This window comes from Mycobacterium timonense, from assembly GCF_025821985.1.
Taxonomy (GTDB): Bacteria; Actinomycetota; Actinomycetes; order Mycobacteriales; family Mycobacteriaceae; genus Mycobacterium; species Mycobacterium avium.
In genome coordinates, this window is record NZ_JACKSY010000104.1 from 386,621 (window position 1) to 410,038 (window position 23,418).

Here is a 23,418-nt window from a genome sequence, read left to right on the forward strand (position 1 = left end):
CTCAACTCTATCGAGTTTTGGGCGCCCCGGCGTACGGGGTACCCGGAGAGCGATGACGCAGACGACACAACCCCAGATGCGCACCCAGGTGCGGGCCGATGTCCCAGACTCCGAGCGCGCTCCCGCGCGGGCGCGCCGCGACGGCAAACGGGTGGCCCGGCTGCGGGCGGGGGCGGTGTGCTGGCTGGCGATCGTGGTCTGCTGTCTGGCCGCGGCCGGGCTGGCGGCGACCGGCGCGCGCACCGGCCTCGGCGGCGACAGCCGGGCGCCGGTCGTGCCGGAAGCCGGGACGTTGCAGGTCAGCGGCGCCGGCACCACGAAGTCGCTGCCCTGCCATGCCGGCTACCTCTCGGTGAGCGGAAAAGACAACACGGTCACCCTGACCGGGCACTGCACCAGCGTCAGCGTCTCGGGCAACGGCAACCGCATCGCGGTCGACAGCAGCGACGCCGTGAGCGCCGCGGGCGCCGGCAATGTCGTTGTGTACCACTGGGGTTCACCCAAGGTCGTCAACGCCGGCTCCGGCAACGTCGTTCGACAGGGCTGAGCCGGCGGCCCGCGAGCCTAGAATCGGGCCCCGTGAGCCTCGAGGACGCCGACGCGCTGCGGGTGCTGCGCGACGCCTTCGCGCCCTGCGATGCGGGCCGCCCGGGCGATTCCGGTGATCTGGTGCACCGCTTCTATACGCATTGGTTCGCCCTCGACCCCTCGGTGCGCGATCTGTTCCCGCCCGAAATGGGCGCCCAGCGCGTGGCTTTCGGCCACGCGCTGCACTGGGTGTACGGCGAGCTGGTGGCGCGGCGGGCGCAGGAGCCGGTGGCGTTTCTGGCCCAACTCGGGCGGGATCATCGCAAATACGGTGTGCTGCCCCGGCATTACCAAACGCTCGGTCGCGCGCTGCTGGCCACGCTGCGCTCGCATCTGGACGCGGCCTGGACCGACGCCGTCGAGGACGCGGCCCGCACGTCGCTCAACCTGATCACCGGGGTGATGAGCGGGGCCGCGGACGCCGACGAGGGGCCGGCCTGGTGGGACGGCACCGTCATCGGGCACCTGCGGGTGTCCCGGGATCTGGCGGTGGTCCGGCTGCGGCTCGATCAGCCGATGCCCTATCACCCCGGCCAGTACGTCAACGTCCAGGTGCCGCAATGCCCGCGCCGCTGGCGGTATCTGAGCCCGGCCATTCCGGCCGACCCGGGCTGCGGGATCGAGTTTCACGTCCGCCTGGTCCCCGGCGGCCTGGTCAGCACCGCGATCGTCAACGAATCCCGGCCCGGCGACCGCTGGCGGCTGTCCAGTCCGCACGGCGGCCTGCGGGTCGACCGCGACGGCGGCGACGTGTTGATGGTCGCCGGCAGCACCGGCCTGGCGCCGCTGCGGGCGCTGATCATGGACCTGTCCCGGTTTGCGGTGAACCCGCGGGTGCACCTGTTCTTCGGTGCGCGCTACCGCTGCGAGCTCTACGACCTGCCGACCTTGTGGCAGATCGCATCCCACAATCCGTGGCTGTCGGTGTCGCCGGTGTCGGAGTACCGGGCCGACCCGCCGTGGGCCGCCGACTATCCCGACGTCACACCGCCGCGGGGGCTGCACGTGCACCAGACCGGACGGCTGCCCGAGGTGGTGACCAAGTACGGGGGCTGGGGCGACCGGCAGATCCTGATCTGCGGCGGGCCCAGGATGGTCGCCGCCACCAAGGCCGCGCTGATCGCCAAAGGCGCTGCGGCCCAAAGTATTCAGCACGACCCTTTGTCGAGGTGAGCTAGCCATGGATGTCGTCGCGCTGCGCGATCCCGTGTCGTCGGTCGTCGCCCGCTTCGTTCCGCGGGCGGGCATGATCGGCACGTCGCTGCGCGACGGCGAGGTGGAGCTGCTGGGCCAGCGCCGTGGCCTGGACGCCTACGTCGCCGACGGCAAGACGATGGGCATCCCGATTCTGTATCCGTGGGCGAACCGGTTGGGCGGCAACACTTATGCCGCCGAGGGCGCGACGGTGACCCTGACGCCCGGACGCAACGGCGTGCGCGCCGACCCCAACGGGTTGCCGCTGCACGGCGTGCTGGCCGGCTATCCCGGCTGGCGGGTGACGGCGCAGACGGCGAACGAGCTGACCGCCCAGCTCGATTTCGGCGCCGATCCGGAGTTGTTGGCCGGCTTCCCGTTTCCGCATCTGCTGCAGGTGGCGGTGCGCCTGGCCGGGCGCACGCTGACGCTGACCACCACGGTCACCGCGACCGGTGACACCGCGGTGCCGGTGTGCTTCGGCTTTCACCCCTACCTGCAGCTGCCCGGCGTGCCGCGCGCCGAGTGGGTCATCGAGACCCCGCCGCTGCGGCATCTGGGGTTGGACGACCACGGACTGCCCACCGGGGAGTCCGAACTACAGCCGGAACGGCGAGAACCGCTGCGGGACAAGACGTTCGACGACGCCTACGACCGGGTCGACGAGGGCGCGGTGTTCGCGGTGTCCGGCGGCGGGCGCCGGCTCGAGGTATGTTTCGAGCACGGATATCCCGCCGCGCAGATCTTCGCGCCGCCGGCCAAACCCGGCGAGGAGGCCGTCATCTGCTTCGAGCCGATGACCGCGCCGACCGACGCCCTGCGCCGCGGCGGCTACCGCCGCGCACACCCCGGCCGGCCGGCGGCTACCCGGTTCTCGATCCGGGTGTGATCGCCCCGGCCGATGGGGCGCGCGCGGCGCGACTGGAGAACAGCGAGCGCGGCGTGACCCGTGCCGACACGTCGGGCCCGACCCGGTTCATGGCGCCCAGGAACGACGAACCCGACGCGACCGGGGCCGGCCCGGTCGACGAGATGGCGCGTGCCAGGCCGGGGTTCAGGCTGAAGAGGTCGTGCAGATACCCGTACTCGTCATTGGGCCGCAGCAGCACCTCCCGGCGGTCCTCTACGCGGTTGACCAGATTCGGCGGCAGGAAGCGGCTGACCGGCGGGTCCTGGGTGCCGACGTAGCTGCTGGGTTCCAAACCCAGCAGCGGGGGCGGCCAGGTCAGGGTCGATCCCTTGGCGGTCGCGCTGACCGGCGTGCTGCCGCCCGGCGTGGGGTCGCCCGACGTGCCGGGCTGACCCGGCGGGGCGGCGCCGAAGGCTTGACCGCCGGTCGATGGCATGGAGGGCGGCGGCGCGGTGGGCGGCGTCGGCGGTGGCATTGTCGGTGGCATTGTCGGTGGCGCGGTCGGCTGCTGCGCCGATCCGGAGGATGCGCCCGCCATCTGTTCGAGGTACTGCCGCCAGGCCTGCAGGTAGCCGAACAGCTGCTGGGAATAGTCCGCGGGTGCCGGTGGCATCGGCGCCGGCGCAGCCGCGGGCGGCATGAACGGCGGCGTGAACGGCGCGGCTGGGGACGGCGTGGCGGCGCTCATGGCCGTCCACCGCTCCAGCAGCTCGCGCCACGCCTGCAGGTAGGCGAGCAACTGCTGGTTGTAATCCGTTGTGGGACTGAACATTTCCTGACCTCCCGCGGGTGGTGGGATGAAGGACGTGGGGGCGCCGACGTCCAGCGGGTGCGGCAGCGACCATTCGCAGAATTTGGAGTCGAGGATGCGCAGCGCCCGGGTGTCGGCCGGCTCGCGGTTTTCGATGTCGAACACATAGCAGTAGTCGCCGGCCGGGGTGGGCATCCGGATCGGGCTCGACAGGCCCTGGTCGAGGAAGCCGAAGGGGAACTCCCATGAGAGCGTGGTCTTCTCGCGGCGGTCCAGGCCGCCGGATTGGACCCAGATGTAGTGGTCGAGAATGGCGTTGACGGCGTGGCGCCCCGACTCGCACGCCGCCTCCATCGACGTCAACCGGGTGAACGTCTTGTTCCACGTGCCGGCGAAGACCACCGCATTGTTGTGCACCTGATAGCCGCCGTGGCGAGCCTGCCAGACGTTGCGCCGCCACATATCCTCGAGCCACCAGTCCTCGGGCGGCACGCTGCTCCACGACGTGCCGTGCGGGTTCCACGGGTCGCTGCTCGGCCGGTTGTCCCAATCCCCCACGATGGGAACCAGATACGGTGTCGCGTTGCGCACCGCCCGGCCCCGGCCCTGACCGGGCCCGGATTCCATGATCAGGCCGCGGTCGAGCGCGTACCACACGGGCCGGGGCATGAACTCCTCCCCCGCCGGCCCGGTGCTGCTGGTGAGCGCGGCAACGATCTGGCGCCATACTTCCGTGGCGATCTCGTCGGGCGTGCAGTCGCGGGCCGCCTTGCCGCGGCCGGACTCGTCGACCAGGTGCGAGGACGCGGCGTTGAAATCGCCGATGTCGACCGAGAGCACCGAGACGTGGCCGTCCCGATCGAGAATCGGTGGCCTCTCCCACATTCCGGTCTGGTTGATCGACGACAGCGCCCATTCGGTGCCGGCGTAGAGCAGGTGTCCGCGCAGCAACTGGAACTCGGTGTCGAAGTAGTACTGGATGCCGCACAGCGTTTGGAAACGATCCCAGGGCACCCGCCCCAACTCGTCCATCGCGTAGGGATCGCGGCGTTACCGGGGCCGCGTCGATTGCGGCTGCAGCGGGCCGTCGGGCGGCGGGACGGAGGTGGCGAAGCCGTCCAGCCCGGCCACGGTGCCGCCGGTGCCCGCGGCGCGCATTGGGGCGGTGAGGAATTCGGCGCCCGGGGCGTCGACGGCGACCACGATGTAATCCGGTGTCACCCGCGTTCCGTCGGTCAGCGTGATCTGCACCCGGGGCCGCAGATGCGGTGGCCGGCTCGGGTCGACGGGCACCGGGTCGAGGCGGGTCGCCGCGGCGCGGACGAAGCGGACGCCGAGCGCGACGAGGTGGCGGTACCAGTGGTCGAACCACGACTCGGTGGTGGGACCGTTGAGCACGCCGTCGGCCTTGTCGTCGCGGCGGTCCATGTTCAGGTACAGCTGCAGATAGGTGCTGATGTTGGTGCGCGCGTCACCCCAACGGGAGTCGAAGGCCACCAAAACCTTTGGCATCTGCCGCAACAGCGCGTCGCAACGCGGCGTGTAGGAGTACTGGTTCAACCCGGTGCGGCGGTCGTGGCCGACGAAGAAGTCGTAGGCCGACATGTTCTGCAACTCGCGTGCCCGGCGCAGCGGACTGGTGACCAGGTAGCGCAGCATCCTGCCCTGAAAGGTCGCGACGTCGCCGAAGGTGAGACCCACCGTCGCGAGTTGGCCGAGGATGCCGAGGAATTCGGCGCCGCTGCGCGGCAGTTCGCGCGGGAAGACCAGCGACGGCTTGCCGTCGATGGTGACGCCCTGGGTGATCACCCGCCGGACGTTGTCGTAGACGGTGCGCGCGGTCGGCGCCCAGCCGCCCGGGTTCCTGAGCTCGTAGACCGGGATGCGCTGGAACAGGTCCCAGATGTGCAGGTAGTAGGCCGGGAAGAAGCGGAAGCCGTGTTCGCCGGCGACGGCGCGCCCCGGGTCGGTGGGCCGGCTGGGCCGGCCCGGGAAGGGACGCAGTTCGGCGTGGCTCCCGTCGTGGGTGCCCACGGTCGAATATTGCGACGCGGCAAGGCCTCCCAGCTTGACGGGCGGGTATGTTCCGGTCGGCTCGGATCCCAACCCGTTGCGTTCGTCCTGCTGCGCCTCGTACACCGTCACGGCGAAGCCGCGCTCGGCGAGTTCGTGGGCGGCGGTGAGCCCGGCGATGCCGGCGCCGAGCACCGCGACGGTGGGACGTCGTGCCTGCGACGCCGGGGTCCGGATGTGCTCGCTCATGCGCCCGCCCGCAGTTCGGACAGCAGCGCGGGCTGGGTGGAGGCCCGGACGGCCGCGTGCACGTAGGCCCGCAGCGCGTCGTGCGCGCGCTGGACGTCGTCGAGCGAACCCCGCACACTCACGGCGCCGGCCTGCACCGCCTCGCCGAGCCCGACCTCCGCGTCGAGCAGCGCCAGGATGGTGTTCCGCGAGGTGACGATGCGCACGGCGGCCTCGCGCGGCGCCCCGTCCGACACGTCCAGCCGATCACCGCCGCACAGGGTGAACGCCTCGCCGTCCACGTCGAGCCCGACCACCATCTCGCCGAGCTCGGCGACCAGCACGCGGTAGCTTGCCGGCACCTCGTCGTGCAGGTGCTCGACCGAACGCCGCAGCAGCGACGAAACCCGTTCAGCCATGGAGGAACTCGAATACACCCGTGCCGGCGAAGTCGAATTTCTCGCCCCGCACCGTGCCGCTCGCCGCCACGGTGCCGTCCGTCTCGCACAGCACGGTCGATCGGTCGAGGCGCGTTTCGCTCGGTTGCGCCAGGCGAACATAGGAGCGCGAACGGAATTCGGCGCGCACGGTATCGGCGGCCCGTGTCGCGGTGATCTCGATCCGTTCCGGCACACCGGGCACCTCGCCGTCCAGCAGCAGCCGCATCGGCGGGGGCAGGGTGCAGTCGGCCGGCCGGTCGAGCGGGCCCTCGGTGCGTGCCCGCACCGCCGCGTGCCGGAATATCGCCGCCGGCTCGTCGCGATGCCACACGTACAGCGACCGGGACACACAGCGCAGCCGGCTCCGGTCGGTGATCTGGGCGAACACCATCGACCACGGGTCGTCCGGCCCGGCGGGCAAGATGGTGCCCCACGTCCAGCCGAAGTCGTCGCCCCACCGGAACCGGCCCCAGTTGTGGTCGTGGTAGGCGAGGTCGTCGCGCACCCGGTGGTCGGCGCCGCCGATCCGCAGCCAGCCGTCGGCGCGCAGCCTGGGGACGAAGAGCCAGCTGACCCGTCCCTCGCCCGCCGGCTCGTTGCGCACCACGAACGGCCGGCTGGTCGAGGTGAAGTGCAATTCGCCGTGAATGTCCTTGTCCGGCAAGTCGATTGCCACCCGGTAGCCGTCGGGTACGATGGTCATCCGGTTGCCACCGACGGACAGTTCACCCAGGTCGGCCGAGACGTGCACAGCTCGCTCGTCGAACCGCGCCACCGCCCCGGTCCAGCGCTCGTCGCGCGCGATCACGATCACCCGCGGGGTGAGCCGCGCCCCGTCCGCGCCGAAGGCTTCATTGTTGAAGCTGAAGTTGATCAACAGTCGCACGCCCCGGCCGTGCACCACGAAGTGATGCCACTCCTTGAAACCCGCAGGCCGGGCGGTGGCCAACACCGGGGCGCGCAGGAAGTCGCTGCGGGCCAGGACCGCGCTCATCGCAACCACCGCGCGGTCGATGCCACCCCAGCGACTGGAAAAGACTGTGCCACAGCACAATCGGCCAGCCGCGCGATCCCCGCACCGACGCTCGCCACGCCGAGCAGCAGGTGCACGAAGTCGTCGGGGGCGCGGGGATCCGCGGCTGCGCGGGCGCCGTCGCCGGCCAGGGTGTGCACCACGTCGGCCAGCCCTGCGAGGCCGACCAGATAGCCGATGAAGTCGCTCTGGTCGGCGAGCGCGTCGCGGGGATCGGTGAGCGTCATGCGTACCCCTCGGGCCGCAGCCGAGCCAGCACAGCGTCGTCGAGCCCGTGCCCGATGAACGCGTCCGCCAGCAGGTCCGCCCAGGCGTCCGGGCCGGCGTGCGGCGCGGCGGGACCGCCGAGAACGTTGAGGCTCACCATCTCCCAGACCCGCCGCAGGTTCTCCACCGCTTCGGAGGCGACCAACCCGTCGCGTAGCCGCGCCCCGCGGGGCGTGTTCGCGTACCGGCGGCCCTCGGCGACGAGCAGGTCGTGCACCCGGCGGGCGGCCGCCGGGTTACCCAGGACCGCACGGCGCGCGCCGAGCAGCAGGTCGAACACGGCGCGCTCCGCACCGTCGGCGTCGGCCGGCGGGGCGGGGTTCAACCCGGGGGCCTGCCGCTCGACGAGGTCGAGGGTGAGTTCGCGGATCCGCTCGAGTTCGGCCAGCATGCCGATCAGTGCCTCGGGGTTCATCGCGCCCGCCCGTGCACGTAATCGACCAGGGCGGCCAGCATGTCGCGGTGCCGGCTGCGGGGAAACCAGTCCAGGCCGGCGAGCACGGCGGCGGCCTGGCGGGCCTGCCGGACGGCGACGTCGCGGGCGTGGTTGAGCGAGCCCACCCGGTGCATCAATTCGTAGAGCCAGCGAATGTCGTTGAGGCTCTTGACTTCCGAGTGGTGGTGCCGCCGCAGCCGGGCTTCGATCTCGGTGCGGCCCGAGACGGACAGTTGCCCGCCGGCGGTGAGCCGGTCCAGCAGCTCGGTCAGGTCGAACTCGGCGTCGGGGCTCGGGCGGCGCCGGGACAGGATCTGCACCGCGCGCTGCTGGTCGCCGGGTTCGGCATGCCGCAGGGTGTGCAGCAGCATCAGGGTGCGCTTGCCCTCCCACAGGTCGCCGCCGATCTCCTTGCCGTACTCCTGCGGGTCGGCGCGCAGGTTGAGCAGGTCGTCGGTGATCTGGAAGGCCGCCCCGAGATGCCGCCCGAGCGACTCCAACGGGGCCATCCGGTCGGGTGTTGACCCGGCCGCGACGGCGCCGGCCTGCAACGGTGTGATGAAGGAGTACCAGCTGGTCTTGAGTTCCACCATCTCGAGGTAGTCGGCGTCATCGAGCCGCCAGGTGTTGGAGTGCACCCAGTCCAGCTCGAGCGCCTGGCCGTCGACGGTCTTGCGGGTCATCGTGGCCACGGCACGCAGGATGCGCAGCGCGGGCCCGAGCCCGACCCGCTCGACGTTGTCGAGCAGGGGTTGCAACGAAAGCGAGAGCATGGCGTCGCCGACGTTGACCGCGACCGGCACGCCGTGGTCGATGTGCAGCGTGGGTTTGCCTCGCCGCCACCATGATTCGTCCTCGATGTCGTCGTGGATGAGAAACGCGTTGTGGTAAAGCTCGAGCGTTGCGGCGGTCGGCAGTATCGCCTCGAGGTGGCCGCCGAGCCCGAGGCAGGTGGCGATGCTCAGCGCCGGCCGGAGCGCCTTCCCGCCGCGCAGCGGGTAGTCGAGGATGAGCTGGTACAGCCCGTTCGACCCGCGCTCACCCGAACCGTACAGCCGGACGATCTCCCGGTCGCAGGCTTGTTTGCACGCGGCGAGGTAGTCCTCGAGCGGGTTCAGCGCGGCGACGGCGGGCCGCGCGTCAGGCAGGGTCGACGTCATCACGCGCGGAAGACGACGAGCCCGCCTTCGTCCTTGATCCTGAGGGCGTAGCTGAGGCGGACGTCGAGTTTGATCGTGTTGTTGGTCGTGTCGCCGACGACCTCCAGACCGGGCGGGACGCTGACGGCAAGGTCCACCGCCTCCTCGCCCGGCGAGGCCTCCGCCGCGCCACCCGGTGCGATGCGCTGACGCCGTCCGAGCAACCATCCCCGGACCTGTGGATCGGTGGCCAGCGTGTCGACGCGTTGCAGCGAGTTGATGTTGGCCGGGGGCAACAGCACGTCGGTGCCGGCATACCCGTTGGCGATGGTGCTCGCGGCCAGTGTCTCCACGCCGATGGTGTCGGTGATCAGACATGACGGGGCCCGGTATCCGCCCTTCTCGACCTTCGCCCGGGCCTCGATGAGCGCGGTCAACAGCTGGGCGGGGCTGATCCCGGGCACCAGCTGCGACGGCGTCGTCGCCGTCAGGAGCCCGGGGATCACCGCGGCGTCGAAATCGGCGGCCAGCTTGGCGGTGTAGTAGACGATGGTGGCCAGCAGTTCGTCGGGCGTCGGGGCGATGGCCGCGGCCAGCGTCACCTCGAACGGCTTGGGCAGCGAGGTGAGCGGCAGGAAGTTGTTCGGCGGGTTGACGTTGTCGTTGGGCACCGTCGTCTGGCTGGGGTCGCCGGTGTCCCAGTGCGGGATGGCCTGCCAGGCCACGCTGCACTGCTCGAACGTCTCTTTGACCGTTTGGTTGGCGAGGGCCAACCGCTCAGCGTTCAGGTACATGGGTGCGGCCCTCCTGCCTGTCGCCCAAATCATGGCAGACAGCCCAGCAAACGCGTAGGGCTTTGCCGCACTACCCCGGAAATGGAGTAGCGCGCTACTTGTTCTGCAGCGCGATCTCCTGGCCCGGCAGCATCTCTCCGCGGGCCACCGCATCGCAGTGCGCCAGGTGCAGCGGCGCGATCGGGTCGTCGGGCAGCATGTCGCGGCAGCGCTGGAAGGCGGCACGCGCCGCGTCGACGTCGCCCGCGTCGAAGAGTGCGAACGCTTCGTCGAACGCGGGTTGCGCGGCCCGCTTCGCGGCGCGCAGCGGACCCGAATCCCCGTTGTAGACCTCGTAAATCGTCACCGGCCGGCGCCGGTTGACCACCATCACCCGCTCCATCCTTCGGACGTCGAACTCCTCGGAGCCGGCGATCCGCTGATAGGTGCGATCGGAGATGAGCAAGGCGGAGCGGTAGCGCTTGTTGGTGCTCTCGATGCGCGCGGCGAGATTGACCGCGTCGCCAATGATGGTGAGCACCATGCGGTTCACCCCGCCGACGAGCCCGACCGCCACCGCGCCGGTGTTGATGCCGATGCCCGCCCGCAGCTCCTCGGAGCCCAGCGCCCTGCGCTCCTGGTTGTGCTCGTGCAGGGAGCGCAGCATGCCCAGTCCCGCCCGCACCGCGTCGGCCTCGGACTCGAAGACGGCGACGATCTCGTCGCCGCGCACGTCTTGAATCATGCCGTGGTAGCTGATGATCGGGAGTTCGACCGCCCGCAAAAAGCCCATCGCCAGGTTGCCCGCCTCGGCGACGTTCATGTCCTCGATCATGGCTGTATAGCTGCGAATGTCGCTGATGAGCACGGTCATCTCGCGTTCCACCCGGTGTCCGTTGCGGACGCGGCGAAGGTCGTCGATGTCGAGGATGCGCAGCAATTCGTTGGGCACGAATCTGGATTGCACGTCGATGAGGGACTGCCGGTACTCGTCGGCGGCGCGCAGTCGCGCCTCGAGCTGGAAGCTCCACAGCGGCGCGGCGGCCTGGGCGCACAGGAAGGCAATCGCCTCCTCGTGATCGGCGCCGAAATTCCTGCCCGGTTCGCCCTGCTCGGCATAGACCACGCCAAGTATCCTGTCGTGCAACGTGATTGGAGCGGCAAGGACGGAGTTGGTCGCCGCCGCACGGTCGGCGGCGACGATCACCGGCGCGCCGCCGTCGATCACTCGGCGCACGATGTCGCGGCGGTAGGGAACCTCCGTCCACGGCCCTTCGACGATCAAGACCTCTCCGTGATCGTGGATGGCCCGCACCGACTGGTTGTCCGCCTCGCCGGTGATGAACAGGACGCGGCCCGCGCCGGTGGTGTCGGCGACCGAGCCCAGGATGATGTTGGCCAAGGCGTCCGGGGTGCGCGCCCCCGACAGCGCGTGCACCAGCTGGTGGGCGCCGAGCGGGTCGATGCCGGCCGAGCCCGTCCGAAGATCGCGGCGCAGCAGCCACGGGTGTTCCCGGGCCAGCCAATCGGCGCGCACCGCGAAACCCAGATTCAGCCAGCGCTGGTAGGCCGAGCGCAGCATGTGTTCGCGCAGGGTCTGCCGCCCGGTCTCGGCATAGAGGGCGGCGGCCTCCTCGTGGGCGCGCGCACTGATCGCCGGCAGCCGGTGCTCCTCGGCGAGCTCGATCGCCTGGTGCAGGTGACGTTCGGCCTTGCCGTGCTGCCCGCGCGCCCGCGCCCACGCGCCCTGGATCAGCGCGTAGGGCGCCGCGTAGTTCTCCGGTGCGCCGGCTGCCCATTTGCGGTGCGACGCCAGCGCCTGGCGGACGAACCGGATGGTTGCGGAATCCCTTGGCGCACAATGGATCATGCTGAGCGCGCCGATCAGGTGGACGAGTTGTGAGGCCGCGACGCCGGCCAAACCGCCGAGATGCTCGATCGCCTCCGTGGTGGCCTCGGCCGCGCCGGCGTGGTCGCCGCACCAGAAGTGCAGGCCCTGCTTCATGGCGGCGGCCGCGCCCAGGGCCACCTCGTCGCCCTGCTGCCGGGACGCCGGTAACACCTGCCGCTCGTCGTAGCCGCTCTCGCCGGCCAGCAGGAAGGGGTCGGCGCTGCGCCCCATCAGGTTCAGGCAAAGCTGTTGCACGGCCTGGCACAGCGCGCTGGGCACCGGCTGGGAACGGATGTGCGGGATGAGGGAGCTGGCGAGCGCGTCGATCTCCGGGAGCGGCCGGCCGACCCAGAACGACTGGGAGAGCAGGACCGCGGTCAGGAATCCGGCGTTTTCCTGGTCGCCCCGGTCGAGCGCCTCCTCGACGGCGTCGCGCAGCTCGCCCAGGCCGTCGCGGATCGGGTGGCGCCAGTGGTGGATGTAGTCGAGGTACATGAACACCGTCTGCGGGCGGGCCTCGCGGAGTTCCGGTCGCTGGGCCAGCAGCATGCCGACCTCGCCGAAGCGCTGGCTGCCCGCGTGGTCGCCGAGCAACACCAGGACGATCCCGTAGCCGGTGATGACCAGCGGCGAGGACGACGTGTGGCCGTGGGCCAACGTGAGCTCCAGTTGCTTGCGCACCAGCAGGGGTAACAGGTTGGGCCGCACCAGGACCGCCATGTTGCACAGTTCGGCGAGGATCGGGTGCAGTGCGATGACCCGCTGGTCGGTGCAGTGCGGCAGCTGCAGCAGCCGTTCGGTGCTCCAGCGGGCCATCGTGAGCCGCATCCGCACGATCGCGTTGCCCATGCGTGGCTTGCCCGCCTGGGTCGCCACCCGTTCGCCGAGCTCGTCGAGGGCCGCAAGCCCGATCTCGAGCGCCTCCTGCAGACGGTTTTCGGCCACCCTGCCCTTCATCCGCAGGTAGGCCAGTCGCGCGCGGTCCGGGGGCTCGCGCAGGAACTCCTCGGCCTCGTCGAGCAGGGCGTTGAGCACCGGCACGTCACCGACCCGCAGCGCGGCATCGGCGGCGTCGAGCGCAAGCTCCCGGGTCAGCACGAACTGCCCGGCCCAGCGTTGCTCGCCGAGCAGGTCCAGCGCGTCGCGGCAGTATCCGAGCGCCAGGGGAAAGGAGGCCTGCGCCCGGGCCTGGTGCGCGGCCCGCCGCAGCACCTCGACGAACCGGGTGCGTTCGGCCTCGTCGGCCACGGCGAGGCCGCCGACGCCGACGTGGCGGGCGGCCTCGAACAGGCGATCGTCCCCGAGGGTGATCAGCCGCCGGCCGATGCGCAGGTGCACGGCGCGCATCTCGTCGGGCGACAGTCCCGCGCGCGCCGCCTCGGCCACCCGGTCGTGGCTGAACCGGTAGCGGGCGTCGCGGCTGATGGCGTTGCTGATCCGCTGGCCGGTCATGTCGAGGGCTTCGAGCAGGCGCAGCTCGAGGCAGGCCCACAGCGCGTGGGCCACGACGTCGGGCGTCCGCGCGGCCGCTGCCGCGGCGTCGTCGAGGTCGAATTCGCCGCCGATGCACGACAGCGCGCTCAACACCTCCCGGTCGGCGGGGCGGAGCTGGTCGAGGTAGCGGCCGAGGAACTCGGCGGCGGTGGCCGAAACCTCGATCGAGGTGAGCACCCGCAGGTCCCAGCGCGGGGGCCCGCCGGAGCCGACCGGGAGCAGCGCGCCTTCGCGCTGCGCCCGGTACAGCAGCTGACGGACCTGCAGCGGGTTGCCCCCGGTGCGGTGGTGGAACTCGGCGGCCACCTCGGGCAGCTCCCCGCTTTGGCCGCACACGGTGGCGAGCAGCTCCTCGACGTCGTCGCGGGCCAGCGGTTCGAGCTCGATCGTGGTGAGGTTCTCCGCTGCGATCCCCGCCGCGGCGGGGTCGAACCCGCCCGCGCGGTGCGCGCCGACGACCAGCACGTCGCGCAGCGACACCGTCAACAACTCGGCGAGCAGCAGCAGGGTATCCCGATCGGCCCACTGCAGGTCGTCGATCGCCAGCACCACGGTCCGGTAGGACGCGGTGGCGGACAGCAGCCGGGTGGCGGCGCGGTGCAGCTGCCGGCGGGAATCCGTGGCGTCGAGTTCCGGGTGGGACGCGGTCTCGCCCAGCACCCGCGGCAGGTCGGGGACCAGTTCCCCGAGCACGCCGGCGATCGGCGACACCCCGCCGGCCAGATCCGCGCGCCAGCGGTCACGTTCGGCCGGGGCCGTCGCCGCCATGGTGCGGACCAGCGATCCGAGCGCGTCGCGCACCGCGGCGTACGGCGCCGGCGCGCCGTCCCGGCACCTGCCGTAGGCGAAGACACAGCCACGCCCGGCCACCTCGACGCCGAAGGCCTTCATCAGTGCCGACTTGCCGACGCCCGGCACCCCGCTGATCAGGACGCATTCCCCGCCGCCGCGCGCCGCCGCGTCGACCGCGGCCCGGAGCCGGGCGAGCTCCCGCTGCCGGTCGGTCACCCGGTCGTCAAGGTCGAGCACCGGAGCCGTCACGGCACGGCGCCCGCTGTGGCTAATTTGCTGCCCCGCCCGCTCAGCGGTTCTCCGCTGGTCACCGGCCGACTATAACGCAGGCTCGGCAAATCGGCGGAGTGAATTCAGCCGCGTGGCGATGCGGGTCTGATCAGGTGCGGGTCCCGCCCTTGCGCGGCTGCCACACCACCAGCGCGGTGCTCTTGGGCAGCACCGCCAGGTCGCGCCGCTGGCCGGCGCGCACCTGCGCCAACTCCTCGGTCAGCTCCTTGACCCGCGCCTGCAGCGCCTCGACCTGATTGGTCAGCTCGATGATCCGCTTGATGCCGGCCAGGTTGACGCCCTCGTCCTGGGAGAGCCGCTGCACCTCGCGCAGCAGGTCCACGTCGTGCTCCGAATACCGCCGTCCCCCACCGGACGTGCGCTGCGGGCTGACCAGGCCGAGCCGGTCGTAGGTGCGCAGCGTCTGGGCGTGCATGCCGGCCAGCTCGGCGGCCACCGAGATCAGGAACGTCCGGGACTCGTGTCCTTTCCGGTTCTTGGCCATCAGCGGTTACCTGCCCATCCCGCCCGTGGGTCGAAGCCGCTGGCGCGCTCGGCGGCCGCGTAGGCCTCCAGCGCCTCCTGAGCGGCGCCGTCCAAATTCGGTGGCACCGCGACCTTTACCGTCACCAGCAGGTCGCCGTGGCCGCCGCTGCGCTTGGGCACCCCGCGTCCGCGCACCCGCAGGATGCGGCCGTCGGCGGTGCCCTTGGGCACCCGAACCCCGACCTTGCCGTCCAGTGTGGGCACCGATATGGTTGAGCCCAAAGCCAATTCGGTGAAACTGACGGGAACGGTCACGGTCAGGTCGTCGCCGTCGCGGCCGAACACCTTGTGCGGCCGCACATGTACCGTCACGTACAGGTCGCCCGACGGCGCGCCGCGCAGCCCGGCCTCGCCCTGACCGGGCAACCGGATGCGCTGCCCGTCCTCGACGCCGGGCGGGATCCGCACGTTGATGGTGCGGGTGCGGGTGGTGACCCCGGTGCCCTTGCACTCGTCGCAGGGGTGCTCGATGATCGAGCCGCTGCCCCGGCAATCGGTGCAGGGCTCGGAGAAGCCGAAAGCGCCCTGGTTGCGGCTGATTACGCCGGAGCCGTTACAGGTGGGGCACACCTTGGGGCTGGTGCCCGGGCGTGCGCCACTGCCGTGGCAGTTGGTGCACGGCGCCGGGCTGGTCAGCCGCAGCGGCATCGCCACGCCCTTGGCGGCCTCGACGAAATCCAGCTGGGTCTCGGTCTCGAGGTCGTTGCCGCGGCGCGGCCGGCTGGGCCGGCCGCCCGAAGCGCGCCCGAACAGGCCGCCGAACAGGTCGCCGATGTTGGTGCCGCCGCTGCGGCCGGCGGCGTCGAACAAATCGTTGAGGTTGAACTCCGCCCCGTCCCCGCCGACGTTGAAGCCGCCGAACCCACCGGTGTCGAACCGGCGCCCGCCGAAACCGCCTCCGGCGAAAAGCCTTCGGGTTTCGTCGTATTCCTTGCGCTTGGCCGGGTCCGACAACACGTTGTGCGCCTCGGAGACCGCCTTGAATCGTTCGCCGGCAGCGGGATTGTCGGGATTGGCATCCGGGTGTAGATCGCGCGCCAGCTTGCGGTAGGCGCGTTTGATCTCTTCGGGACTGGCGTCAGAGGAGACGCCCAGCTCCTTGTAGAAGTCTTTTTCGACCCATTCACGCTGGGCCATGCCGCGTCACCCCCTCACCACTTTCTGTTGGTCTGTCTTCCAATGTGCTGATTGTGTGATCTAGTCACCGGATGCGCCGGCGTTATCGTCCGATTCGGGCGGACGGGTTTCGGCGGCCGCGGCGGTGGGCTCGTCGGTGGCCGCGGCTTCCCCGTCGCCTTCCTCGGTGACCGTGTCCACGACGCCGACCAAGGCGTGGCGCAGCACCTGATCGCCGAGCTTGTAGCCCTGCCGCATGACGGTGCCGATGACGGGTTTGGAGCCGTCGCCCTCGTGCTGCACGGCTTCGTGCAGCACCGGGTCGAACTCTTCGCCCTCCTCACCGAATGCGGTCAGGCCCAGGCCGGTCAGCGCGCTTTCCAGCTTGTCGGCCACCGACTTCAGCGGCCCCGACTCCAGGTCGCCGTGCTTGCGTGCCCGCTCCAAATCGTCGAGCACGCCCAGCAATTGGTTCACCACGGCGGCCTTGGCCCGGTCCGCCGCGGCCTGCTGGTCGCGCAGCGCCCGCTTGCGGTAGTTGGCGAAGTCGGCCTGCACGCGTTGCAGGTCGGCGGTGAGCTCGGCGACCTTGTCGGCCGCGGCGCCGCCCGACTCGGCGGTCGCGGCTTGCGGCGCCGTCCCTCCCGGCGTGTCGCCGGGAGGGACGTGCCGGACCTCACCGGTCTCGGGATCGATTCGCCGCTTGTCGGTAACCGTCACCTGTTCCGGCGGGTTGCCTTCCGTCTTTTGATTTCCTTGTGTCACTTGGACTCCCGGTCATCGTCGACCACCTCCGCGTCCACAACGTCGTCGGCGGATCCGGACCCGCCGCCGGCCGCGGCACCGTCCGGCCCGCCGGCCTGGGCGGACTCGGCCTGGGTGGCCTCGTAGATTGCCTGTCCCAGCGCTTGCGACTCCTGGCCGAGCTTCTCCATCGCCGACTTGATCGCGGTGATGTCGGTGCCGCCCAGGGCCGTCTTGGCGTCGGCGATCGCGGCGTCGACCTTGGACAACGTCTCCTCGGGAACCTTCGAGCCACCCTCGGCCTCGCGCTGGTCCTTGACGAACTTCTCCGTCTGGTAGACAAGCGATTCCGCTTGGTTGCGGACGTCGGCTTCCTCGCGCCGCTTGCGGTCCTCCTCGGCGTGCGCCTCGGCGTCCTTGATCATCCGGTCGATCTCCTCCTTGGACAGGCCGGAGCCCTCCTGGATCTTGATCGTGTTCTCCTTACCGGTGCCCTTGTCCTTGGCGGTGACGTGCACGATGCCGTTGGCGTCGATGTCGAAGGTGACCTCGATCTGCGGCACGCCGCGGGGCGCCGGCGGGATTCCGGTCAGCTCGAAGGAGCCGAGCAGCTTGTTGTGCGCGGCGATTTCGCGCTCACCCTGGTACACCTGGATCTGCACCGACGGCTGGTTGTCGTCGGCCGTGGTGAACGTCTCGGACCGCTTGGTCGGGATGGTGGTGTTGCGTTCGATCAGCTTGGTCATCACGCCACCCTTGGTCTCGATACCCAGGCTCAGCGGCGTAACGTCAAGCAGCAGAACGTCTTTCACCTCGCCCTTAAGCACACCGGCCTGCAGGGCGGCACCCACCGCGACAACCTCGTCGGGGTTGACGCCCTTGTTGGGCTCCTTGCCGCCGGTGAGTTCCTTGACCAGGTCGGTCACCGCGGGCATCCGGGTGGAACCACCCACCAGCACCACGTGGTCGATGTCGGACACCGAGATGCCGGCGTCGGCGATCACCGACTTGAACGGCTGACGGGTGCGGTCCAGCAGATCCTGGGTGATGCGCTGGAATTCGGCGCGGGTCAGCTGCTCGTCGAGGAACAGCGGGTTCTTGTCCGCGTCGACGGTGATGTAGGGCAGGTTGATCGAGGTGCTCTGCGAGCTGGACAGCTCGATCTTGGCCTTCTCGGCGGCCTCACGTAGCCGCTGCATGGCCATCTTGTCCTTGGTCAGGTCGATGCCGCTGGTGCCCTTGAACTTGTCGACCAGCCAGTTGACGATCCGGTCGTCCCAGTCGTCGCCACCGAGGTGGTTGTCACCGCTGGTGGCGCGGACCTCGACCACACCCTCGCCGATCTCGAGCAGCGAGACGTCGAACGTGCCGCCGCCGAGGTCGAAGACCAGGATGGTCTGCTCCTTCTCGCCCTTGTCCAGGCCGTAGGCCAGCGCGGCCGCGGTCGGCTCGTTGACGATGCGCAGCACGTTGAGGCCGGCGATCTGGCCGGCTTCCTTGGTCGCCTGACGCTGGGCGTCGTTGAAGTACGCCGGTACGGTGATGACCGCGTCGGTGATGTCCTCACCCAGATAGGCCTCGGCGTCGCGCTTGAGCTTCATCAGCACGCGGGCGCTGATCTCCTGAGCGGTGTATTTCTTGCCGTCGATCTCGATGGACCAGTCGGTGCCCATGTGCCGCTTGACCGAACGGATGGTGCGGTCGACGTTGGTCACCGCCTGGTTCTTGGCGGGCTGGCCGACGAGCACCTCGCCGTTGCGGGCGAACGCGACGATGGACGGGGTGGTCCGCGAGCCTTCGGAGTTGGCGACGACGACGGGGTCACCGCCCTCGAGGACTGCGACGACGGAGTTGGTGGTCCCGAGGTCGATACCGACCGCACGAGCCATAGTGATTCCTCCTGGTTATGTAGAGCCTGCTGTGGTGTCACTATGCTGAGTGAACCCCGCTCAAGCCTGCCCGTGAGAACAGTGGGCTGTCAACCCAGCATTCAGTCCGGTTCGCTCAACTTGTCGAGAATGGTAACGGCGCGCGGCCGCATCTTGTTCCCGGGGGCTATCGTTCGAGCCAGAATCCATCTAACGGTGATAGAATTCTGTTAATTTCCGTTAGCGCGCGCGAAGGCTTGCCGATGTCTACCGATGAACTCGACCAACTCTTGCTCGATCGGTTCAACTTGCGCCGCTCCGACCTGATCGCGGCGCTTAAAACGCTCCCCGCGCACCGGCCGTGGGCGGCCACGCTGACCACCGACGAGGCCCGGCTGCTCGATGACGCCGGTTTCACCGAAGATCCCGGAGCCTACGCGGAGATCGCAGCCGACGTCACCGCCCATATGGCCAGGCTGTACGGCACGGCCTACAGCGCCGCCGACGTCAGCAAAGGGCTCGGCGTCAACGACTCCCGCGTGAGGCAGCGCCGCCTCGCCCACACGCTATGGGCTATCGACGACGGCGGCACCTGGGTGTACCCCGCGATCCAGTTCGAGATCGTCGACCGCGGCCGCGACGAGCCCCTCACGCTCAAACAGGTCCGCGGCCTGGACGCGGTGCTGCCGGCTCTGCTCGCTAGGGACCTGCATCCCACCGCGGTGGCCGGCTTTCTCATGACGACGCAACCCGATTTACGAATCGACGGTCAGCCGAAGTCGGTGCGGGACTGGCTGTTACACGGTGAATCCGTCGGGCCGGTACTCGAACTGATCGAGATCGCCGATTGGACCGCGACTTGACCGTCGACCCCATGCTGCCGGAACCTCCGGCACCGCACATATTGCGCTCGCTCGGCATCGGCGACGACGAGATGCGCGCGATCGGCGTCGATGAGATCTGGTGGCGTGTCCATCGCACGGCGGGCGAGCACGTCTTGGCGTGGAATGCATTGCGCACCTTCGGGCCGGTGCTGCGGTTCGACCCGCACCCTCTCCCCAGGGGGGAGCATGCCCGGCATGGCGTTTGGTACGGAGCGTCAAGTCCGTGCGCCGCACTCGGCGAGGCATACCAAGTCGACCGGACCATTGACCGCGAACGCGGCCGCCCCTATCTGACCGGCTTGTCCTTCACCCGCCCGCTGCGGGTCCTCGACCTCGCCGCTGACAGCCGAGGGGCGTGGGCCACCCGCGTCGGCGGCACGTTCGCCATTTCGACGGCCCGGCACACCGTGACTCAGCAATGGGCGCGGCACATCACAGCCGCATTCCCCCATCTCGACGGCCTGCGCTACAACAGCCGATTCGCCGGCGACCCATGCCTGGCGCTGTTCCCGCCGGCCGCATCCGCGATGCCGGCCAGGCCGAGATTGTCGCTACCCCTCGCCCATCCGGATCTGGCCGGCCGGGTCGCCGGTGCGGCGAAACGTCTCGGCTACGGCGTGGTGTGACGGCGTCGACGCGTCGATCACGCCGCGATAAAACTTCACCATCGGCGCCGCATCGATGCCCGCCGCGCCGCAGCGACCACCGCCGCGGTATGCGTAACCTGAGTCCCGCGATCTGAATTGTCTGGGGAGCGGCAGGTGCGGTTATCGGAGAATGCCCGGCGGAGCCTGGCCGGTGGTGCACTGCTGCTGGTGGTCCTGCCGGGCGGCGGCGGGCTGGTGTCCGGCTGCAGCACGGTGATCGGCGGCCGGCCGGTGGCCTCCCCGGGGGCCGGACCCACCGAACCGTCCTTCCCCACGCCCCGCTCCACCCCGCCGTCGGCCACCGCCGCCCCCGCGCCGACGGCGCTGCCGCCCCCGAGTCCCTCGGCTCCCGCCGGCGCCATCCCGCTGCCGCCGGACCAGAACGGCTACGTCTTCATCGAGACCAAATCCGGGTCGACCCGCTGCCAGATCAACAAGGACACCGTCGGCTGCGAGGCGCCGTTCACCAACTCCCCGCTGCAGGACGGTGAACACGCCAACGGCGTCAGCATCAACGCCGGCGGCAAGGTGCAGTGGGTGCTGGGCAACCTGGGCGCCATCCCGACCGTCAAGCTCGACTACCGCACCTACAGCGCGCAGGGCTGGACGATCGTCGCCAACGCCGACGGCACCCGGTTCACCAACGACCAGACCAAGCACGGCATGTTCGTCAGCATCGAGAAGGTCAACACGTTCTAGGGGCCTGAAAGCCGAGGTAGTGGGCTTACTTCGCAGATGACGTCCGCAGTGCGTCCGCAGCAGATGGCTTGAGCACCGCGCCGCCCACAGTCCGAAAGTGAATTGGTCAACAAGCTCGCGGCGGTAGCCTTTTCCCGTGCGCGGAAGGGATGGCGATGCTGTCGGGAGGGGTTGGCGGCGCTCCGGGGCTTACTGCCCTGACCGATGTGCAACGGGAGTGGTTGACCAGTCACCGCGAACTGGTATGGGGATGCGATGCAGCTAAAGCATCTCACCATCGCCGAGCTGGTTGCCGGGGCTGGCGGTGATCCGTGGGAGGTCAACCGGACCTTGCAGGCCGGCCGCCCGGCCCAGATTGAGCGTTTGGCAGAAGCTTTCCACGGCGCGGGGCGTCACACCGCCGAGTCCGACCATGCATTCGCGCAGGCGCAGCAACGTTTCAATGCCGCCTGGAACCATCAGGACGGCGGCCCCAACCCGATCAATAGCTCAGCGGAAGTGCAGCGGACCGTCAAATCCCTTGGCGCGCAGTCTGAACAGTTGCCCAAGATCGGCGCCGACTTGGAAAACATCGCCGCTGCATTGTCCGAGGCGCAAAAAAGCGGTGCTGCCGAGATCGCCACCTTGGAAGGTCAGCTGGAGCAGCTCGACCACATGATCGACTTGGCCGAGCAGGATCTGCGGGACCACCCCGACGCGGCGAGCCAGCAAGAGCTGCATGCGATTATCAAAGCTCTCCGAACGGCTGCGGTTAATGACACCAAGGATGCGCTCGGCCAGCTGCATGCCACCCGCGACAGCTATTCGAGTTCCCTTCGCAAAGCGCAGACCAACTTGGCCAACGACGGATACGACCCCACATCGACCTTCGGTGCCGACGGCCATGAAGCCGAAACACCCGACCAGGCAAGGCAAGACGTCACCGATGCCCTGGCGGGTGACAAGGGGGCCGCTTCCCGCGTCAACGGCGTCCTGAACTCGATCACCCCCGACCAGCTGGCCGGGAAGGTGCCATTAACCGCCGAGCAGGCTTCGGTGTTGAGCCAACTACAGGCGCAAGAACATGGCATGTCTATGGATGCGCTCAAGACCGCCGAACAGCGTTTGGGCGACGAGAAAGGCGTGATCGGCAATTCGTTGCAGCTGATGAGCAACCCGAATCTCATGTTCCCTCAGACCCCGCTGAGCATTGGCGCGAAGCAGGGAACCGACATGGTCAAAGGTGGGGCCAACCAGTTGCCCACAAGTGTTCAGCAGCTGCTGAATTCACCGCGACCGGACCTTCGCCACCTGAACCAGCTCGCTGACATCGTCAAAGACGGCAACCACACCTTCCAGGCCAACACCGACTTGGACCGTGGGATGGTCAAGCAGGCATCGACGCTCATGAATAGCCCGTTTTGGCGTGCCGGTGAAGGCGGTCCTGGCGACCTCAACCCCGGCATCGACCCCACGGTTTCCAATGTCTTATCGGCGGCATCACCTGATCACCAAGTGGTGCACGACGCCATGACCACCGGCGACCATGACCGCTTCCTGCAGAACCTCACACACCATTCCTGGCAAGACCACGGCCAGGCGGTGAGCTCGCTGTTTTCTTGGACTGGTGATGCGACCCAAGGAGCCGAAGCAAGCATCGCCGCTCAAACCGCACACGCCTACAGCACCTACATCGGGCACCACCAGCAGGACCTATTGAACCTTCCCGGCAATCACACGCTCGGACAGGTCAACCCCAATCTCGTTCAGGGCATGGCCCACGGTTTGGGGCCTTACGTCGACAACATCGCCGGTACGACCGGCGGACTGCCAGGATTCGGCGACTCCCTTGACAACGAGGGCGACACTCGATCTGGCGCGCTGCCGGTCGCCAAAGGCGTCTTCTCAGTCCTCAATAGCGACCAAGCCGCGGGCCAATACTTCAACGGTCAAGCCTATGCACATGCCGTGGCTCACGAAGCCGCCTTCGGCAATGAGCCGACTCATTCCGGTTACGACACCCAGCTTTACGACGCCGCGACTCTGAAGGGCCTGGTCGACGTCGGAACTCACAACGCATATCACGCGAATGAAGTAAACGGATATCACCAACAGTTATCCGAATACGAGTTGAAGAAACAGGCATACGAGGCCGGGCTCACCGGTCTAGGCACCGTGGCCGGGTTACCGCCAGGTGTCGGTACCGTGGCCAACCCCGCACTCAACGTGCTCGGACACGGGCTGGAAAACAGCATCCTCGGGCCGGCTCCCAGCGCACCAGGCGAGAACCCCATACAACCGATGGACATCGGCTTCGCAGACCAAGGAATGGCCAATGCGATGCTCGCGGCCGGGCACAACGTCCCGCTTCCGGACGGGTACGTCGTGTACGACGATCAACACCCTCACGGGCGACTCGCAACACTCGACGAAGCAAGGGCGAAATTCCCCGGGCTTACTGCTAGTCAGTACGACGGCGTGATTGGCCCTGCGCTATCGCACGCAATCGCATTGCCGCCCGAGGAAAAAATGTCTCCCGATGAGTGGATGGCCACCCGCTACGACAATGTCGTCGGCGTCCCGCACGCGGACCAGGGACGCCCGAAGTGACAAATGTGTTACGCAAGTTCGGCGGTGTTGCCGCCTGCGTGGTATTCGTCGTGATCTCGATAGCTGGATGCAGCTCCGGCGCCCACCGTTCTGAGGCGTCTTCGAC

Annotated in this window: 18 protein-coding genes and 1 pseudogene; 7 read left to right on the forward strand and 12 right to left on the reverse strand. The window is 69.1% G+C overall.

The window, feature by feature from the left end:
* Positions 1–52: 52 nt before the first annotated feature.
* The 3 genes from H7I87_RS24425 to H7I87_RS24435 are packed head-to-tail and all read left to right on the forward strand — an operon-like array spanning position 53 to position 2,671.
* Positions 53–547, forward strand: a complete 495-nt coding sequence (locus H7I87_RS24425; protein WP_011726255.1) for a DUF3060 domain-containing protein — start codon at positions 53–55, stop codon at positions 545–547.
* Positions 548–579: 32 nt separating this feature from the next.
* Positions 580–1,761, forward strand: a complete 1,182-nt coding sequence (locus tag H7I87_RS24430; protein WP_023862148.1) for an FAD-binding oxidoreductase — start codon at positions 580–582, stop codon at positions 1,759–1,761.
* Between the two features lie 7 nt (positions 1,762–1,768).
* Positions 1,769–2,671, forward strand: coding sequence for an aldose 1-epimerase (locus H7I87_RS24435; RefSeq protein WP_023862147.1), 903 nt, complete (start codon positions 1,769–1,771; stop codon positions 2,669–2,671).
* Here H7I87_RS24435 and H7I87_RS29065 read toward each other — a convergent pair.
* The 12 genes and pseudogenes from H7I87_RS29065 to dnaK form a co-directional block, all read right to left on the reverse strand.
* Positions 2,646–5,705: pseudogene (locus H7I87_RS29065) on the reverse strand (FAD-dependent oxidoreductase). The gene H7I87_RS24435 and the pseudogene H7I87_RS29065 overlap by 26 nt on opposite strands.
* Positions 5,702–6,103 (reverse strand): SCP2 sterol-binding domain-containing protein, encoded by a 402-nt coding sequence (locus H7I87_RS24450; protein WP_003873863.1) that lies wholly within the window; start codon positions 6,101–6,103, stop codon positions 5,702–5,704. Before H7I87_RS24450 ends, H7I87_RS29065 begins: the two are co-directional and overlap by 4 nt.
* On the reverse strand, positions 6,096–7,118 hold the full coding sequence (locus H7I87_RS24455; protein WP_024636882.1) for a hypothetical protein: 1,023 nt from the start codon (positions 7,116–7,118) through the stop codon (positions 6,096–6,098). The genes H7I87_RS24450 and H7I87_RS24455 overlap by 8 nt, the downstream gene beginning before the upstream one ends.
* Entirely contained in the window at positions 7,115–7,384 is a 270-nt protein-coding gene (locus H7I87_RS24460) for a hypothetical protein (RefSeq protein ID WP_009979474.1), read from the reverse strand. Before H7I87_RS24460 ends, H7I87_RS24455 begins: the two co-directional genes overlap by 4 nt.
* Positions 7,381–7,839: a hypothetical protein gene (locus H7I87_RS24465; protein WP_011726260.1), complete on the reverse strand. Its 459-nt coding sequence runs from the start codon at positions 7,837–7,839 to the stop codon at positions 7,381–7,383. The genes H7I87_RS24460 and H7I87_RS24465 overlap by 4 nt, the downstream gene beginning before the upstream one ends.
* Positions 7,836–9,023, reverse strand: coding sequence for a polyprenyl synthetase family protein (locus H7I87_RS24470; RefSeq protein ID WP_011726261.1), 1,188 nt, complete (start codon positions 9,021–9,023; stop codon positions 7,836–7,838). Before H7I87_RS24470 ends, H7I87_RS24465 begins: the two co-directional genes overlap by 4 nt.
* Complete coding sequence (locus tag H7I87_RS24475; protein ID WP_024636881.1) at positions 9,020–9,793, reverse strand: hypothetical protein; 774 nt, start codon at positions 9,791–9,793, stop codon at positions 9,020–9,022. The genes H7I87_RS24470 and H7I87_RS24475 overlap by 4 nt, the downstream gene beginning before the upstream one ends.
* A 94-nt stretch (positions 9,794–9,887) precedes the next feature.
* Positions 9,888–14,186, reverse strand: coding sequence for an AAA family ATPase (locus H7I87_RS24480; protein ID WP_023862144.1), 4,299 nt, complete (start codon positions 14,184–14,186; stop codon positions 9,888–9,890).
* A gap of 142 nt (positions 14,187–14,328) precedes the next feature.
* Entirely contained in the window at positions 14,329–14,724 is a 396-nt protein-coding gene (locus H7I87_RS24485; RefSeq protein WP_003873870.1) for a heat shock protein transcriptional repressor HspR, read from the reverse strand.
* The gene (gene dnaJ, locus H7I87_RS24490; protein ID WP_003879233.1) at positions 14,724–15,902 is read right to left on the reverse strand and encodes a molecular chaperone DnaJ; all 1,179 of its coding nucleotides are present in this window, start codon (positions 15,900–15,902) and stop codon (positions 14,724–14,726) included. The genes H7I87_RS24485 and dnaJ overlap by 1 nt, the downstream gene beginning before the upstream one ends.
* A gap of 60 nt (positions 15,903–15,962) precedes the next feature.
* A complete protein-coding gene (grpE, locus tag H7I87_RS24495) occupies positions 15,963–16,646 on the reverse strand; it encodes a nucleotide exchange factor GrpE (RefSeq protein WP_011726264.1) in 684 nt (227 codons plus the stop codon).
* Positions 16,643–18,514, reverse strand: a complete 1,872-nt coding sequence (gene dnaK / locus H7I87_RS24500; RefSeq protein ID WP_009979480.1) for a molecular chaperone DnaK — start codon at positions 18,512–18,514, stop codon at positions 16,643–16,645. Before dnaK ends, grpE begins: the two co-directional genes overlap by 4 nt.
* Before the next feature lie 242 nt (positions 18,515–18,756).
* On the opposite strand from dnaK, the gene H7I87_RS24505 reads away from it, so the two are divergent.
* The 4 genes from H7I87_RS24505 to H7I87_RS24520 all read left to right on the forward strand — a co-directional run bounded on the left by H7I87_RS24505 (position 18,757) and on the right by H7I87_RS24520 (position 23,312).
* Positions 18,757–19,356 carry a hypothetical protein gene (locus tag H7I87_RS24505; protein ID WP_011726265.1) on the forward strand — a complete coding sequence of 200 codons (600 nt, stop codon included), beginning with the start codon at positions 18,757–18,759 and terminating at the stop codon, positions 19,354–19,356.
* A complete protein-coding gene (locus H7I87_RS24510; RefSeq protein WP_011726266.1) occupies positions 19,341–20,003 on the forward strand; it encodes an RES family NAD+ phosphorylase in 663 nt (220 codons plus the stop codon). The genes H7I87_RS24505 and H7I87_RS24510 overlap by 16 nt, the downstream gene beginning before the upstream one ends.
* A 135-nt stretch (positions 20,004–20,138) precedes the next feature.
* Positions 20,139–20,723, forward strand: a complete 585-nt coding sequence (locus H7I87_RS24515; protein ID WP_009979484.1) for a hypothetical protein — start codon at positions 20,139–20,141, stop codon at positions 20,721–20,723.
* Between the two features lie 255 nt (positions 20,724–20,978).
* A complete protein-coding gene (locus H7I87_RS24520) occupies positions 20,979–23,312 on the forward strand; it encodes a putative alpha/beta hydrolase (RefSeq protein WP_023862142.1) in 2,334 nt (777 codons plus the stop codon).
* Positions 23,313–23,418: the final 106 nt, after the last annotated feature.